This is a genomic window from Marinobacter goseongensis (genome assembly GCF_023156235.1).
In the GTDB taxonomy this organism is placed as follows: Bacteria; Pseudomonadota; Gammaproteobacteria; order Pseudomonadales; family Oleiphilaceae; genus Marinobacter; species Marinobacter goseongensis.
This window is the reverse complement of the sequence record NZ_JAKZAI010000005.1, coordinates 158,602-173,206: the sequence shown is the minus strand read 5'-3', so window position 1 is coordinate 173,206 and position 14,605 is coordinate 158,602. Positions and strand designations below refer to the sequence as shown.

13 protein-coding genes are annotated in these 14,605 nt (G+C 60.0%); 7 read left to right on the top strand and 6 right to left on the bottom strand.

The genetic code is table 11. From position 1 onward, the window contains the following. Positions 1-49: 49 nt before the first annotated feature. From MLC70_RS05900 to MLC70_RS05885, 4 genes are all read left to right on the top strand, one after another. Positions 50-1,507: a DUF5666 domain-containing protein gene (locus tag MLC70_RS05900; protein ID WP_248182184.1), complete on the top strand. Its 1,458-nt coding sequence runs from the start codon at positions 50-52 to the stop codon at positions 1,505-1,507. 78 nt (positions 1,508-1,585) lie between these two features. Further along, on the top strand, positions 1,586-2,467 hold the full coding sequence (locus MLC70_RS05895) for a DUF6502 family protein (protein ID WP_248182183.1): 882 nt from the start codon (positions 1,586-1,588) through the stop codon (positions 2,465-2,467). Further along, a complete protein-coding gene (locus MLC70_RS05890) occupies positions 2,464-2,865 on the top strand; it encodes a hypothetical protein (RefSeq protein ID WP_248182182.1) in 402 nt (133 codons plus the stop codon). Before MLC70_RS05895 ends, MLC70_RS05890 begins: the two co-directional genes overlap by 4 nt. Positions 2,866-2,904: 39 nt before the next feature. Beyond that, positions 2,905-4,440 carry a DUF5666 domain-containing protein gene (locus MLC70_RS05885; protein WP_248182181.1) on the top strand — a complete coding sequence of 512 codons (1,536 nt, stop codon included), beginning with the start codon at positions 2,905-2,907 and terminating at the stop codon, positions 4,438-4,440. A 76-nt stretch (positions 4,441-4,516) separates the two neighbouring features. Here MLC70_RS05885 and MLC70_RS05880 read toward each other — a convergent pair whose 3' ends face one another. Beyond that, positions 4,517-5,482 (bottom strand): NAD(P)H-dependent flavin oxidoreductase, encoded by a 966-nt coding sequence (locus MLC70_RS05880; RefSeq protein ID WP_248182180.1) that lies wholly within the window; start codon positions 5,480-5,482, stop codon positions 4,517-4,519. A 111-nt stretch (positions 5,483-5,593) separates the two neighbouring features. Here MLC70_RS05880 and MLC70_RS05875 point away from each other — a divergent pair, with 111 nt between their 5' ends. The 3 genes from MLC70_RS05875 to MLC70_RS05865 all read left to right on the top strand — a co-directional run bounded on the left by MLC70_RS05875 (position 5,594) and on the right by MLC70_RS05865 (position 8,217). Beyond that, positions 5,594-6,328: a DsbA family protein gene (locus MLC70_RS05875; protein WP_248182178.1), complete on the top strand. Its 735-nt coding sequence runs from the start codon at positions 5,594-5,596 to the stop codon at positions 6,326-6,328. Positions 6,329-6,456: 128 nt separating this feature from the next. Next, on the top strand, positions 6,457-7,476 hold the full coding sequence (gene trhO, locus MLC70_RS05870) for an oxygen-dependent tRNA uridine(34) hydroxylase TrhO (RefSeq protein ID WP_248182177.1): 1,020 nt from the start codon (positions 6,457-6,459) through the stop codon (positions 7,474-7,476). 12 nt (positions 7,477-7,488) lie between these two features. Further along, the gene (locus MLC70_RS05865; RefSeq protein ID WP_248182176.1) at positions 7,489-8,217 is read left to right on the top strand and encodes a DUF481 domain-containing protein; all 729 of its coding nucleotides are present in this window, start codon (positions 7,489-7,491) and stop codon (positions 8,215-8,217) included. A 65-nt stretch (positions 8,218-8,282) separates the two neighbouring features. On the opposite strand, the gene MLC70_RS05860 is transcribed toward MLC70_RS05865, so the two are convergent. The 5 genes from MLC70_RS05860 to MLC70_RS05840 form a co-directional block, all read right to left on the bottom strand. Further along, positions 8,283-9,230, bottom strand: a complete 948-nt coding sequence (locus MLC70_RS05860) for a YbgA family protein (protein ID WP_248182175.1) — start codon at positions 9,228-9,230, stop codon at positions 8,283-8,285. An 82-nt stretch (positions 9,231-9,312) separates the two neighbouring features. Beyond that, the gene (locus MLC70_RS05855) at positions 9,313-11,553 is read right to left on the bottom strand and encodes a glycosyltransferase (protein WP_248182174.1); all 2,241 of its coding nucleotides are present in this window, start codon (positions 11,551-11,553) and stop codon (positions 9,313-9,315) included. Beyond that, the gene (locus tag MLC70_RS05850) at positions 11,550-12,617 is read right to left on the bottom strand and encodes a lysylphosphatidylglycerol synthase transmembrane domain-containing protein (RefSeq protein ID WP_248182173.1); all 1,068 of its coding nucleotides are present in this window, start codon (positions 12,615-12,617) and stop codon (positions 11,550-11,552) included. The genes MLC70_RS05855 and MLC70_RS05850 overlap by 4 nt, the downstream gene beginning before the upstream one ends. A 65-nt stretch (positions 12,618-12,682) precedes the next feature. Beyond that, complete coding sequence (locus MLC70_RS05845; RefSeq protein ID WP_248182172.1) at positions 12,683-13,717, bottom strand: DUF6160 family protein; 1,035 nt, start codon at positions 13,715-13,717, stop codon at positions 12,683-12,685. 182 nt (positions 13,718-13,899) lie between these two features. Then, positions 13,900-14,559: a GntR family transcriptional regulator gene (locus tag MLC70_RS05840; RefSeq protein ID WP_248182394.1), complete on the bottom strand. Its 660-nt coding sequence runs from the start codon at positions 14,557-14,559 to the stop codon at positions 13,900-13,902. Positions 14,560-14,605: the final 46 nt, after the last annotated feature.

Here is a 14,605-nt window from a genome sequence, read left to right as displayed (position 1 = left end):
GAAAAATATCCCAAAAATGAAAAGCGGAAAACGAATCTGGAGAAGAACGATGAAACACAATGCCTTGGCTACAGCGATCAGATTTGCCCTCGGTGGTGCGCTCGTCAGTGCACTGGTTGCCTGCGGTGGCGGTGGAAGCGGCAGTTCCGGTGGGTCGGACGGCGTCAGTACATCCAGCGGGTCCAGTGTCGGGCCGGTATCCGGTTTTGGCAGCGTCTACGTCAATGGAACGCGCTTCCGGACAGACGGCTCAGTGACCAGTGACGATGGGATCGAGCGGGAAACCCAGCTTGAGAAAGGCATGATCCTCAAGGTGCGCGGTAGCTGGGATGGCCGTGGTGAGGGTGAGGCTCAACGGATCGACTACGACGACACCCTGCGGGGCCCGCTGACCGCCGCCACCTGGGATGAGGTGGAAAACGTGGGTGAGCTGACCGTTGCCGGCCAGACGGTTCGCCTGGATGGTCAAACCGTATTCAAAGGGCTGAGCCCGGTTGAACTGAACGGTGTTGCGCCGGATACCTACCGGGTACGGGTCAGTGGCTGGCCGCTGGCGGACGGCTCATTCCGCGCCAGTTTTGTCGGCGTTCGGACCATCGGGGTGGATTTTGATGACGACAATGAAGTGGAAATCGCGGGCGTAGTGGAGAATCTGGATGCCGAGGCCCAGACCTTCACCCTCAACGGGTTTCCGGTCAGTTACACCAGCGCTGTTTTCGATGACGACCTGAGTGCCCGCGATCTGCAAAACGGCCTGGCCGTGGAAGCGGAGGGCAGTCTGAATGCGGAAGGCACCCTGCTGATTGCCCGGGAAATCGACGACGAAGACGATCTGTTCGACGATGACGACGACGTGGAGATTGCCGGCAGTGTTTACGACATAAACGCCACCAGCCGCACGTTCTTCATCAACGGTATTCAGGTGCAGGTTGATGGCGGCACCGAGTTCGACGATGGCCTGCGGGGAAGCGACCTGGCTGACGGTTTGCTGGTCAAAGTGGAAGGTGAATACCGCAACGGTGTGCTGATGGCGGAAGAAATCGAGCCGCGGGATGGCGACGCCGAGCTGGAGGGCGTGATCGAGTCCAGACCTGACAGCGAGACCCTGGTTGTCAGTGGGGTGCGCGTGGTTCTGACCAACGCCACGCTGATTGAGGACGACGATGATGACGATGATGACGATGACGACCGCATCACGCTGCGAACCCGCGACATTGAAACTCTGAATGTTGGCGATTTCGTTGAAGTCGAAGGTCGCCAGCGTTCCGATGAGGGCGGGTTTCTCGAGGCCATCACGGTCGAGCGAGAGGACGACAGCGACGATGGCTTTGAGCTGGAAGGCCGGATCACTGCAGTGACCGACATCACCGTCACTGTTCTTGGGCTGGAATTGCAGCGTGGCACTTCAGACCTCTCAGGATTGCAAGTGGGCGATGAGGTGGAAGTGGACTACACCCTTAATGCCGGTGGTGACTACGTCATTGAAGACATCGAAAAGAACGACTGACCGAAGCGTAAACCCGGTGAACATTCTGTCACCGGGTGTTTCTGGTTTTGATGTTGCCATGGGAATACAATCCCAAACATGAAACATTCCGACACCCCACCTCTGCATCGGGCGCTGTATCGAATTCTGCGCCCCCTTGCCCGGCTTCTGCTCCGCAACGGGATACCGTTCGGTGAGTTTGCGGACCTGGTCAAGCGCGCCTACGTGGAAGCGGCACTGGAAGATTTTGGTGACGGACGCAGGAAACCCACGGATTCCCGGGCGGCGGTGATGACCGGTCTGACCCGGAAAGAAGTCAGGCGGCACCGTGAAATCCTTTCCGGCGAGGGCGCCAGCGCGATCAGCGCCAGTCATAGCAATCGCGCCTCGCGGGTTGTATCAGGTTGGGTCCACGACGCTGCCTTCCAGGATGTCAACGGAGAACCGGCACTGCTGCCCCTCGATGGGGTGCTGAGTTTCAGCGAGCTGGTCAGACGTCACAGTGGCGACATGCCGCCGCGAGCTGTGCTGGATGAACTGCTGCGGGTCGGAGTTGTGGGTGTGGACGCTGAAAGCGGCAGACTGGCATTGAGGCAGCGTGCCTATGTGCCGGCCGGAGATAGTGAAGAAATGCTCCAGATCTTCGGGGAAGACGTATCAGATTTGATAGCAACAATTGATCATAATCTGGTCAGCGGCGAGTCCGGCAGTCAACCGCTGTTCCAACGGACACTGACGTACAACAACATTCCTCCGGAAATCATGGCTCGCTGGCGCAGTCACGCGGCCGCCCAGTCCCAGGCCCTGCTTGAGCAGTTGGACCGTTGGCTGGGGCCACACGATCTCGACATCGCGGGGCGCAGCGGAAACGGGCGCACCGGAGAAACAGTGAGAACCGGAGAAACAGTGAGAACCGGCGTCAGTCTCTTTTACTTCGAGGATCCGGTGCAGCCGGAACCAGGCGAGGAGCCAACTGAATGACGGTCGACAGCAGTGCGGGGGAGGTTGTCCCCTGGGAACCCACAGACCTGGTCAGCACCTTGCTGTCGTTGGGCGCGCGGCAGGTTGTGCAGCAATGGATCAGCTCTGCACACTTTCTGGACGACCACAATGATCCGGTGTTGCTGACCATGACCGGAGACGAAGATTGCCGTTTTTCACGATTGGTCCACCAGGTCAACCTTGAGCTGGCCCCGGTCGTGATTCTCAACGAATTGCTCCGCAAGGGCATTGTCGAACGGCACGTAAACGGGCAACTGCTGCTACGCCGAAGCGCGTATGCGCCACCGCAGCCGAAACTTCCGAACAGGGCGCGAATGGAGTTCCCCGTGCGTGTTGTGCGGCCATTGCGGCGCCGGCGGTATAACGATTTTGGATGACAACTGCCGGCCTGGACGGCTGGTCATGGAGACAGTTCAATGAAACCGACAACCTCACGCCGCCGTCTGAATGCGCCCCTGCTTCCCCTGCTGGCAATAGCCATAGCGGGCTGTGGTGGAGGCGGGGGCGGGGGCAGTGTCGGCATTGCCGATGGTGGTATTCGTGGCACGGGTGCCAGCGTTGGACCGGTTTCCGGTTTCGGTAGCGTTTTTGTAAATGGTATTCGCTTTGAAACCGACGGCAATGTCGCCAGCGACGACGGCATCACCACGGAACGCCAGCTTGATAAAGGCATGATCCTGAGGGTTGATGGCCAGTGGCGTGAAAATGGCGAGGGCACTGCCGATAGGGTGGAATACGACGACACCTTCCGTGGCGAAATTGCGGACCTGGTGGCGGTCGCTGACCCGGATAACAGTTCCATACGGGAAAGTGTGACCTTCACCCTTTACGGCCAGACCATCGTCGCGGACAAGCAGACCGTCTTCCGGGGTGTCTCGCTGCAAACACTGGCCGATGCGGACGTCATTCGTGTCAGCGGCTGGCGCCTCCCGAGCGGGAACTACCGGGCAAGTTACATCGGGGCGTTGAACGGGCCCGCCAGTGAGGTGGAAATTGAGGGCAGCATTGACGGTGACCCCGGCACCGTCGGGGTGAACCAGTTCCGGATCAACGGTTTCCTCGTTGAGTTCGACGAGCAGAATACAACGTTCGAAGACGGGCTGACCCCATCGGATTTGCAAACGCCGGGGTTCCGGGTGGAAGCCGAGGGTGAAATTGTCACTCTCGACGGCGAACCCGCCATTCGTGCGACGAGCCTGGAGCGGGACGAAGCCCGCCGCTATGAACGCAGCCAAGGCGATGACATCGAGTTTGCCGGGCCGGTTGCCACCGCCTACCGCGCAACCGATCGCACCTTTACCATCAATGGCCTGACTGTGGTGGTACCCAGCGACGACGTGTTCGATGACGGTCTCTCCGCCAGTGATCTGCAGCCGGGCCTGTTGATTCAGGTGGAGGGTGACTTCCTGGCAGACGGCCGGGTGGAAGCAGAGGAAATCGACATCCGCGATGCCAACGCGAAAGTAGAGGGGCCTGTGGACACCGCTTCCATCGATCCTCAGGCGAGGTCCTTCCGGGTCGGCGGCGTGCTGGTCCGGGTAACTCCGCTGACCATCATCAGCGACGATGAAGACGACCGCCGGATTGGATTCAACGATCTCAACGGCGCCTTCGAGTTGGAGGTCGAGGGGATCGAGCGGTCTGATCAGACAGGCGCTGTGTTCCTGGACGCGGTCAAGATCGAGCGGGAGCCCATCGAGGATGCCGAATTTGAGCTGACCGGGCGACTCACCGCCATCGACAGTGCCACCATTACCGTACTGGGGGTGCGGATCGCCGCTGATAATTCGGCTTTCGAGGATGGTAACCGAGCGCTTGTGCGAGACTTGTTCAGCGAAGGCCAGCGCCCTCTGCTTGAGGTGGAGTACATCGAGAGCCCCGTTGGCAGCAATAACTACGTCGCCGATGAGGTGGAGCTGGAAGACGAGGGTACTGACGACAGCGACGACTGACCTTTAACCGTTGCCGACCCCGGGCAGGCCAGTGAATGGCGGGCCCGGGTCGAGCGGCGTGCTCCAGTTGTGCGTTCTAGCTGCACAACCTCTGCTTTGCCTCGCGGTATTCGCGCTCAAGACGCTCCACCAGAGTCTTTACTGACACTACATCCCGAATCTGGCTCACGCCCTGTCCCGCTGACCACACCGTTTTCCAGGCCTTGGCCTCGTCGTCGATGGGCTTGAGTTTTTCGCCATAATTCACGTCACCGGCCTGATGCAGCTTGTCCATCGGGAAGCCCGCCGCTTCCAGGCTCTGACGCATGAAACTGGCCGGTATGCCGGAGACTGCGGGGGTATGAATGATATCGCCGGACACCGCTTCGATGATCATGTTGCGATAGGCGTCATCCGCCTGGGATTCCTCGGTGTTGATAAAGCGGGTGCCCAGGTAGGCCAGATCGGCACCCATGGCCCGGGCGGCCAGAATGTCCTCACCCTGCGACAGTCCGCCCGCCAGCAGGATGGCGCCGTCAAAGACCTCGCGAATTTCGTGCACCAGTACGATCGGGTTGATGGTGCCGGCATGGCCGCCAGCGCCGGCGGCCACCGCAATGATGCCGTCCACGCCGGCCTCGGCGGCTTTGCGGGCGTGTTTCTGGTTGGTCACATCGTGGAACACCAGGCCGCCGTAGCTGTGTGCCGCGTCAACCACCTGGCTGGCTGCACCCAGCGAAGTAATGATAATCGGCACCCGGTGTTTCACACACAGTTCCAGATCCGCCTGCCAGCGCGGGTTGGTGCGGTGAACAATAAGATTGACCGCATAGGGCGCCGGCGGGTGGTCGGGATCCGCGTCAAGGAGCGCCTCAAGTTCGTTGTTCATCTGAATCAGCCACTGCTCGAAACCTTCGCTGGTGCGTTGGTTCAGCGCCGGAAAACTGCCCACGATGCCTTGTTTGCAGCACGCAAGGGCGAGTTCGGGGCCGGAGATCAGAAACATGGGGGCGGCCACCAGCGGCAGAGACAGGCGGTTCTTCAGAGAATCAGGCAAAGCCATGAGTATTCCTTAATTTTTGTTGGAACTTTTGTAGGATATAAAGGATCTTAGCGTGCTCACAAACCCCTGAAAACTAATAAACACCACAGCAGCGAATAACAAGGAGTTCGTATGGGTGAAGCAAAACGACGCAAGGAAACCGGCCAGCCATCACCGGCAAAACCCCAGAGCCGCAAACCGCTGGTGCTCGGCGTAACAGCCCTCGCGATCGTCGCGGCCATCATCGGGGTGTTCTTCCTGACGGCGGCGCCGGACAAAACGTCGGACGAGCTTCCGGTTGCCACCCCCGGTGCAGACGCCTTCCCCGCAGCGCTGGATCGCTATGGCATTTCCGTCGGCGACGCTGATGCGCCAGTGGTGGTCCGCGAATTCGCCGACTACCAGTGCCCTGCCTGCGGACGCTTCTCGGACGCCAGCCAACGGCTGAAGGAGGAATACGTCGACACCGGGAAGGTCCGCTTTGTGTACTTTGACCTGCCGCTGCAACAGCACCAGAACGCGATGCCCGCGGCCCAGGCCGCCCGGTGTGCCGGCGATCAGGGCGCCTATTGGCAGATGCACGACGAGCTGTATGGCATGCAGACCGAATGGAGCGGGTCTGGTGATCCCCTGACCACCTTTTCCCGCTACGCCAACGACCTGGGTCTTGAGGAGCGCCGTTTCCGCCGTTGTATGACAACCGAACTGCACCGGGAAGCGGTGGAGCAGAGCCTGCAGGTTGCGATGCAGATGCGGGTGACCAGCACCCCCACCGTACTGGTCGACAATATACGCCTGAGCCGCCCGGGCTGGGGCCAGTTGTCTGCCGTGGTGGAGCGCGAATTGGCAAATGGTAATCAGGATTAACTTGATTGGTATGCCCGGTTAGTTAGAATTTCCGTCCCCTGTCTGCCTTCCGATCCAGCGATCGCCGGCAACGGGGGATTTTTTTACCCCATGCTCCGGATTTACGGTCCGGCCCGCAGGAGAGAAACATGAGTCAGGATGTGGTTGTCTGCGCACTTTACAAGTTCGCAGTTCTGAATGATTACGAAGCCCTTCGCCAGCCGTTGCTGGATGTATTGCTTGGGCAGGACGTGCACGGCACTTTGCTGCTGGCGCGGGAGGGCATCAACGGCACCATCGCCGGCAGCCGTGGCGGCATTGATGCCGTCAAAGCCTGGTTGGGTAGCGATGAGCGTTTCGACGGCATTGATTACAAGGAATCCTTCGTGGATATCCAGCCGTTCAAGCGCACCAAAGTGAAGCTCAAGAAAGAAATCGTCACCATGGGTGTCGAGGGGATCGACCCCAGGCGCATCGTTGGCACCTACGTGCAGCCAGAAGACTGGAATGATCTGATCTCGGACCCTGACGTAATTCTGGTAGATACCCGCAACCAGTACGAAGTGGAGATCGGAACGTTCAAAAACGCCGTCAATCCGGCCACTGACACCTTCCGACAGTTTCCCGAGTATGTGAAGGACAATCTGGATCCCTCAAAACACAAGAAAGTCGCCATGTTCTGCACCGGCGGTATCCGCTGTGAGAAATCCACGGCGTTTCTGAAAGAGCAGGGGTTCGAAGAGGTGTATCACCTGCACGGTGGCATCCTCAAGTACCTGGAGGAGGTGCCCGAGGAGCAGAGCCTCTGGCAGGGCGAATGTTTCGTGTTTGATGATCGTGTGACGGTGAATCACCGGCTGGAACGTGGCGGCTATGACCAATGCCACGCCTGCCGCCGGCCGATCACCGAAGACGACAAGCAGCGCCTGGAATACGAGCAGGGCGTGAGTTGTCATCAGTGCATCGAGTCACTGACCGAAGAGCAGAAAGCACGGTTTGCCGAGCGGGAGAGGCAGATGCGATTGGCGGAAGAGCGCGGCGAAGCCCATGTGGGCGGCGAAGCAGCCCGCATCATCGCTGAACGCAAAGCCCGCAAGAGAGCGGAGCGGGAACGTCAGGCCCGGAAGAGTCTGGCGGGCGAGCAGACCGGAAAATCCGCAAACTTGTAACAAGGAGATTCTATGGGACTGAAGCAGGCAACGGCCATCGCCGCGATTCTGGTGTCGCCTCTGGCGGCCGCAGACGCGAGAGACTGGCAAGGTGAGGCGGAGCTGGGTGTGTTGAAGACCACCGGCAACACCGAGGAAACCAACGTGAATGCTCGTCTTGGACTGATTCACGAAGTGACGGAGTGGCGGAACAGTGGTGACTTCCGTTCGGTGTATTCCGAAGCGGAGGATGAAACCACCGCCGAGCGTTACCGCGCCGAGCTTGAGACCAACTACAAGTTTGATGAGCACCAGTACCTGTTCCTGCGGGGCGGTTACGAGGACGACCGGTTCTCCGGGTACGATTTCCAGTCATCGGCCACGGCCGGTTACGGTAACCGCTTCCTGAACTGGAATGACCGCACGTTCCTCGACCTGTCGGCCGGTCTCGGTTACCGGTTCAACAAGCTGGAGGAGCCGGACGAGGACGGAAACCGGGACGAGGAAGAGGCCATCGCGCGACTGGCTGCCCAGTTCGATTACGGTCTCTCCGAAACGTCTCTGTTTCGCCAGAAGTTGAGCTCCGAAATCGGCCTTGACGAGAACAACGTCATTACCGAATCGGAAACCTCGATACAGGCCAGCATTGTTGGCAATCTGTCGATGAAAGTGGCCTACCGGGTCAAGCACGTGTCGGACGCGCCGCCGGATTCCGACGACACCGACACCGAAACCTCGATCTCAGTGCTTTACGGCTTCTGATCTCAGCCATCCAACACGAGAACGGGCCCGGGCGGGCCCGTTTTTTTTGGCGTGACCAGGCGGCATTACACCCGGTTGCGCAGTCCCAGTTCATCGGGATAGGGCGTCAGGTATTGCTGAGTGCTCAGATAGTCCACCGGTTCCCGGCGCTGCGCCATGCGCAGCAGGGTCATCGGGACCACTAAGGGCACCTCGCCGCGATGGTAAGCCTCAATCTGCTCGATCATCACCTTGCGGTCTTCGTCCGCCATGGAATCCCGCAGATAGCCCATCAGGTGCTGCATAGCGTTAACGTGGGAGCCACGGCTGACTCGGCGGCCCATGGCTTCCATAAAACCCTGAATGTAGCGATCCGCCAGATCCGCCAGGGGCTCGGATTTCAGATCGCTGAGCATCGGGCCGAGCTGGCGATACAGCCGTTCCGAATGGGCCAGCAGCTGAAACTTGTGGCGGGTATGGAACTCGATCAGTGCTTTTGCCGAGAGGTTGGCTCCCGCTACGTTCTGCATCCAGTCGTCGTAGGCGAACACCCGCTCAATGAAATTTTCCCGCAGCTTGTCGTCGTTCAGGCGGCCCTCTTCCTCCACCGGCATGAGTGGGTAGGCGCGAATTAACGCGTCTGCGAACATGCCCCTGCCATCCCGGCGGGTAACCCGGCCTTCCTCATTGTGCACCTTGATACGCGCCATGCCACAGCTGGGCGACTTGGCCATCAGAATATAGCCACGAAGGTCAGCCAGCTCCGGCAGGATCCGGTCAATGAACGTCTGCATGGCGGGGGTATGGTCGGCGGTGCCCCGGGTTTCAATCAACCGCAGCCCGTTGTCGTGCTCGCGCAGGTGAATCGCGGGCCGGGGCACGCCCAGCCCGGCCTCGAGCTCGGGGCAGATGGCGCGGAATTCGAAATGTCTGGAAAGCACCTGGGTGCAGTAATGGGAATGCTTATGCCCGCCATCATGGCGAACTTCCTTGCCCAACAAGCAGGTGCTGATTCCAACGGGGATGCCGCTCACGCTGTCTCTCCGGTCGTGAATATACACAGAAAATACGTGTTTCCAGTGTAAACCGATCAGCGCCGCCGGCGAAATCGCCGCGTCAGGTTCCGGAGCGACGGCGCTTCCGTTTCTTGTCCACCAGCGCCAGCGTGGTGGCGTAAATATGCCGCACGTCGTCAGCGAAACGTTCTACTGAAAAGTCTTCGGCAAAGGCCAGCGCCTGGGTGGCCAACTCAGCGCGGAGGTCGTCATCTTCCAGCAGCTGTCTGACGCAGGCACGCCATTGATCCTGTTTTTCCGGGGTCTTGAAGCCATTTAACCCGTGGCGAACCACATCCTCGATACCGCTGGAGCGCACCGCCACCACGGGCAGTCCGGCGGCCATGGCCTCGAGAATAACCATGCCCTGGGTTTCCGATTTCGACGCAAACAGGAACGCATCCCCCAGCTTGTACCAGGTGGCCATCGCCTCGGGTGGTACCGCACCGACCAGCGTTACGTGGCCGGCGAGATCCAGTTGTTCAATTTTGCCTTGCAGGCGGTCCCGCTGGTGCCCGTCGCCAATCATCAGGAAACGGAACGGCACCCGGGTTTCCCGGCGTAACGCGCTGATGGCCTCGATCATGAAATCAATGTTCTTCTCGTTCGACAGCCGCGACACGCTGATGAAGATCTTTTCCCTGCCCAGCCCCAGCCGCTTGCGAAGATCGCTGACCTCGGCGGGGTCAACCTCCTGGAAACGCTGATACTCGATCCCGGTGGGCTGAACATAGGTCGGGGCTTTCACCCCGATCATGCGCAGATATTCTTCGGTGGAGTAGGTGGGCACGATCACGCCGTCACATTTGTTGGCGAACCGCCTGATCAGCGCGTGGGAAATAAGGTTGCGGAACAGCATCCCCGGCAGCGGCACAAAGTGGGCGTAGTGCTCCAGCCGGGTGTGGTAAGTGTAGATGGCCGGTATACCCAGCCGCCGCGCCATAAACAGGCCCAATGAACCCAGCCAGATCGGATGGTGTAAATGGATGACATCCGGGCGGAACCGGCGCACCTGCTTGCGAATGCGGGCGAGGAAGATGTTCGCCAGCCGGAATTCCCGTTTTTCACCCATGGCCAGCAGGGAAGGCACCCGCAGCACCCCGGTTTCGCCATGGGGTTCGCCACGGTATCGTGGCGCGACGATCAGCAGGGCGTCACCCAGTTGTTCCAGTCCACGCCGAAGCCGGTCGATGGAGATGGGGACGCCGCCGATAAACGGCAGGTAGTTGTTGGTGAACATGGCCACCCGCAGCGGCTTGCCCAGCCAGGGCGCGGGGTCCAGATCATAGTCCGGGTAGTAGTCCTTGCCGACAAAGATGGCGCCGTACAGCTTGATGGTGACCGCTATAAACACCGCAACAATCAGCAGGAAGTTGAGATAGCCGGTGTAGAACAACGAATAAATAAAGAACCACAGGCTTTCCAGTCGTTTGAGAATCGGATCCTGCCCCACCTCCACCCGCTGCAGGGTGTGGCTGACCTGGCCGTCTGCATCAACGTCCACCCGCACGTAGTGGTAGAAGCTGGTGTCGTCGTTCAGCACCAGCCCGCCCGCACCCCCGGTGGCAATGTATCCGGTGTTACCCCGCCCGGTTTCAGCGAATGCCGACAGATTGGCGGAGAACACCCGGTCAATCTGGTGTCTGTCAGCCATGTCCAGCAAGGCTTCGCGAAATTCCGGCGGGCTCAGGTAATCCTCGTCGCGGTCAAAGGGCAGGCTGCTTGCGGGCTTGAACGGCGGATGGCCAATAAATACGAGGCGCGCCCGGGAGGTGCCCTGGCTCAGCAGATCATCCAGCCAGCGCATCTGCCATTGCCAGGGGGTTTTGCCGGTGCTGTCGAGGAAGATCAGCCGGGCATCCCCGGCGATGACGCTGAAAAAGTGCGGGCCGTAATGATCGTAGAAGCGGAAGCTGCCGAAATCCTCGTACTCATGGGCGCCGAAGGTCAGCAGGTAGGGCATTTCGAGGTGGCTGAGGGTGCCGTGCAGGGCCCGGTACTTGTCTTCCCCGCCACCGCTGACAGCATTGCCGGCAGACACCATGAAGTCGACGCCGGCATCATTGAGCAGGGGAATCATGCGCTCCTCGAATACCCCCACGGAGTTATTGATGTTGCCGACCACCGCAAAGCTGAACGGTTGCCCCGGTGTTACCAACTGTTCGATCCGTTCCACCTGATCGGTATGAATACCGGCGAAATCCTCGGTGAAAACATTCAGATAGATCTTGTAGCCCACCAGCAGGATGACAATCAGCAGGCAAACGTAAAACAACCATTTCAGCGGATTACGCAGGATCATTCCGTTCCTCTCACATGTCTGCGCTGTCTGAGCAGCTCCCTTTGAAGCACCACGAGGCCAATGAGCATGCCCAGATAGATGGTCAGTAGCCGCCAGCTGACAATGACCAGAATCAGGTGGTTACCCGAAAGAATATCGCGGAAAAAGCTGCCGAACACACCCTCTGAGATGCCCGACGCACCGGGGGTGGGTGAGAAGTACATAATAAAGGTGGTGACTACCAGTAAGCCCAGTGACACCAGATAGTCCACCTCGTATCCCAGACTGACCATCAGCAGTGCCGGAAAGCTGAACAGGCTCAGCAGGAACACCGCCGTAAAAACCACCGACAACCAGACAAACAGCGGCCGACCTCGCAGGTAGTCACTGAAGCTTTTGGTGAAACGCAGCATCTCGCGGCGCGCCTTGAACTGCCAGCGTCGGTGGCGGTTTTCCCCAATCAGGTGGGCGCGATGCAGCATGCCCAGCAACCCGCTGAGTGGGCCGATGAGCCAGCGGGTGCGGAACAGCAACACCGCGAAAAATCCCAGGTAGAGCGCGATGATAACCGCCAGGGCGACACCGAGGTTTCCGCCCAGTGAGCGGCCGTTGAACGCGTCCAGCGTCAGCAGGAACACCGGGGTGAGCGAGAATATGAACACCACCGCCAGCACCGTTCGGATGGTGGTGGCTGCGGTTGCCCGCCCCACGGGCACGCCATGATGATGCAGGTACCAGATCTGCGCGAAACCGCCGCCGGTGGCCATGGGTGTGACGTTGGAGAAAAACAGGTTAATGAACACCAGGCGGAAAATTGCGGGCAGGGGGAGCCGGTGCCCGAGTGCCCGCAGGGTGAAGTGCAGGCGTAGGCCGTCGGCGCTGAAGTAGACCAGTAGTAACGCGATCACCGCTGTTACCGTGGCCGGGTTGATCAGACGGCTGTCGAAGGTCAGGCTTCGCCCGGCGAACCGGTCGTACACGGCGTACAGCCCGATGCCGGTCAGGATGATGAACATCAGGCTGAACAGGGTGAGCCGCCGCCAGGATGTCTTTTTCGAGTATGTAAGGTCGGTGGAATCCGTCATGGCCTGCCCGTCAGTGAGAGACGGGCAGTTTACAGGCAGAGGTAAGGCCGCTGTCCAGTGTTGCGCTAGTGGCCATAGACCATCAGGGTGGTGTCGGTGATGGCGAAGTCGGTGAACGACACACTGCCGATACTTTCGGGACCAATGCGGAACACCGGCATATCGATGTCGGCGCGGAACTCCACGTTATGGATCGACAGGCCTTCCTTGCCGGAGACGGCGCTGGTGCCTCGGGAGAGTCTGGCGGTGGCGTGGGCCATGCCGAAATGCCCCAGGGTATCGTCGCCGCGGCGGTTATGAATCTGCAGCCCTTCAATGCCAACTGCCGCGAAGTTGAAGATGAAAATCAGGTCGGCCACATCCCAGTTCAGGCTGCCGTCGGCAACTTCGAAGTGGGTATCCAGCTGTAACTCAGAACCTGACACCACCGTGCCGTTGGAGAGGGTTCGGGTGGCGTCGCCCCCGTTGCGGATGACCAGGTCCGTGGGGCCCACATAGCCTTTAAGAAGCACGTCCGAAAACATCGTGGTGCTGCCACCGCTGCCCTCGGTCTGCAGGCTGCCCACCTCCAGCTGGAAGTCGATCGCCTTCAGGTAATCGTCAAGGCTGGTGGGGTCGCCGGTGTTGACGGCCCCGAGGTGGATCACCAGGTCGCCGCTGTTGAACTGCTTGCCAAATTCACCGGCCACGGAATAGCGGGCCAGGGCATCGGCTATGTCCGGGTCGCTTGCGTCCAGCACACCGGCGTTGGCTCGGCGGGCGATCTCCGAGAAGCCATGCTCCAGCACTTCACCCTCGCCGGCGATATCCAGTGTGATCTGCAGATTGTCCAGTACCGAACCGTCGTGGCCGGACAGGCTCAAGTCATTCACGCTCAGCGTGCCCTCGTCACGCCAGCTCAGCCTGCCGATATCCAGCTTGGTTTCCAGCTCAATGGTGACCCCGGCCTGACCGGTGATGTGCCCCATATCGCGGTCATCCAGAGGGCGGAAATCCGCACTGACGGGTAAAGATACCATTACGGCAGCGGCGGCCACGGGCCATAAGCGCGGTTGGCAGCGGGTGCATCGTTTGGCAGAGCGGGGGAGTTCGTTGGTCATGGTGGCCCCGGAATCATCTGGGCCGGCCAGGCGCCGGCCTGTTTATTGTTTTATGGCCGCAGGGGACAGCAGAACCGGTGCAGCATCCATGTGGTCTGGTTACACGTTGTTACGATAAGCGGGAATGTGGAGAAGGTCTGTGAGCTGAGTCACAACATGGTCTGGCCTGCCTGAATCCGGTGTCAGGAGGCCAGAGCTTGCAGAATCAGGGCTTTCTGATGTTCGGCAAATTCCCGGATCAGAGCCTGGGCCCGATCCGCGTCCCGCGCCAGAACAGCTTGGGGCAGCTGGGTAAAGAACTGACTGGTCTGGTCCAGGCCCTGGCGGTAGCGCTCAGCGCTCAGGTAGTAGGCGCGGCTGACCGCCGGCTTGAAATTGGACAGGGCCTCGGTGAGATACGGGTTGCCTACCACCTCGCAGCACACCTCCATCACTTCAAAGCTGGCTTCAACAATGGCAGTGACGTTGGCAGTGGGCTCGTTCATCTGCTCGATCACGTTGCGGGCGACATCCATCATCGGCTGCTTGTCCTTCTCTTGCCAGCGCTCGCTGACCCGCGCCGCGAGCATCATCAGCAAGTGCATGTAGACGTCGTACAGCTCCGAGGCGTGGGCCTGGTCCAGCTTGGAGGCCGACGCGCCCTTGCGTGGAGTGATTTCAACCAGGTGCCACCGCTCCAGGGTGTAAAGCGCCTCCTTGACGGAAGCGCGGCTCACCTTCAGCTCCGTGGCCGTGGTGGCCTCATGAATGCGTTCACCAGGCCGGATCCGGCCCGTCATGATGCGCTCGGCAAGGTAATTCGCGATCTGTTCCGCGAGGGTGTTGGGAACCTGAAAATCCATAATGGCTCTCTGAACCGATTGTTTCAGCCGGCCCGCCGCAGTGGGC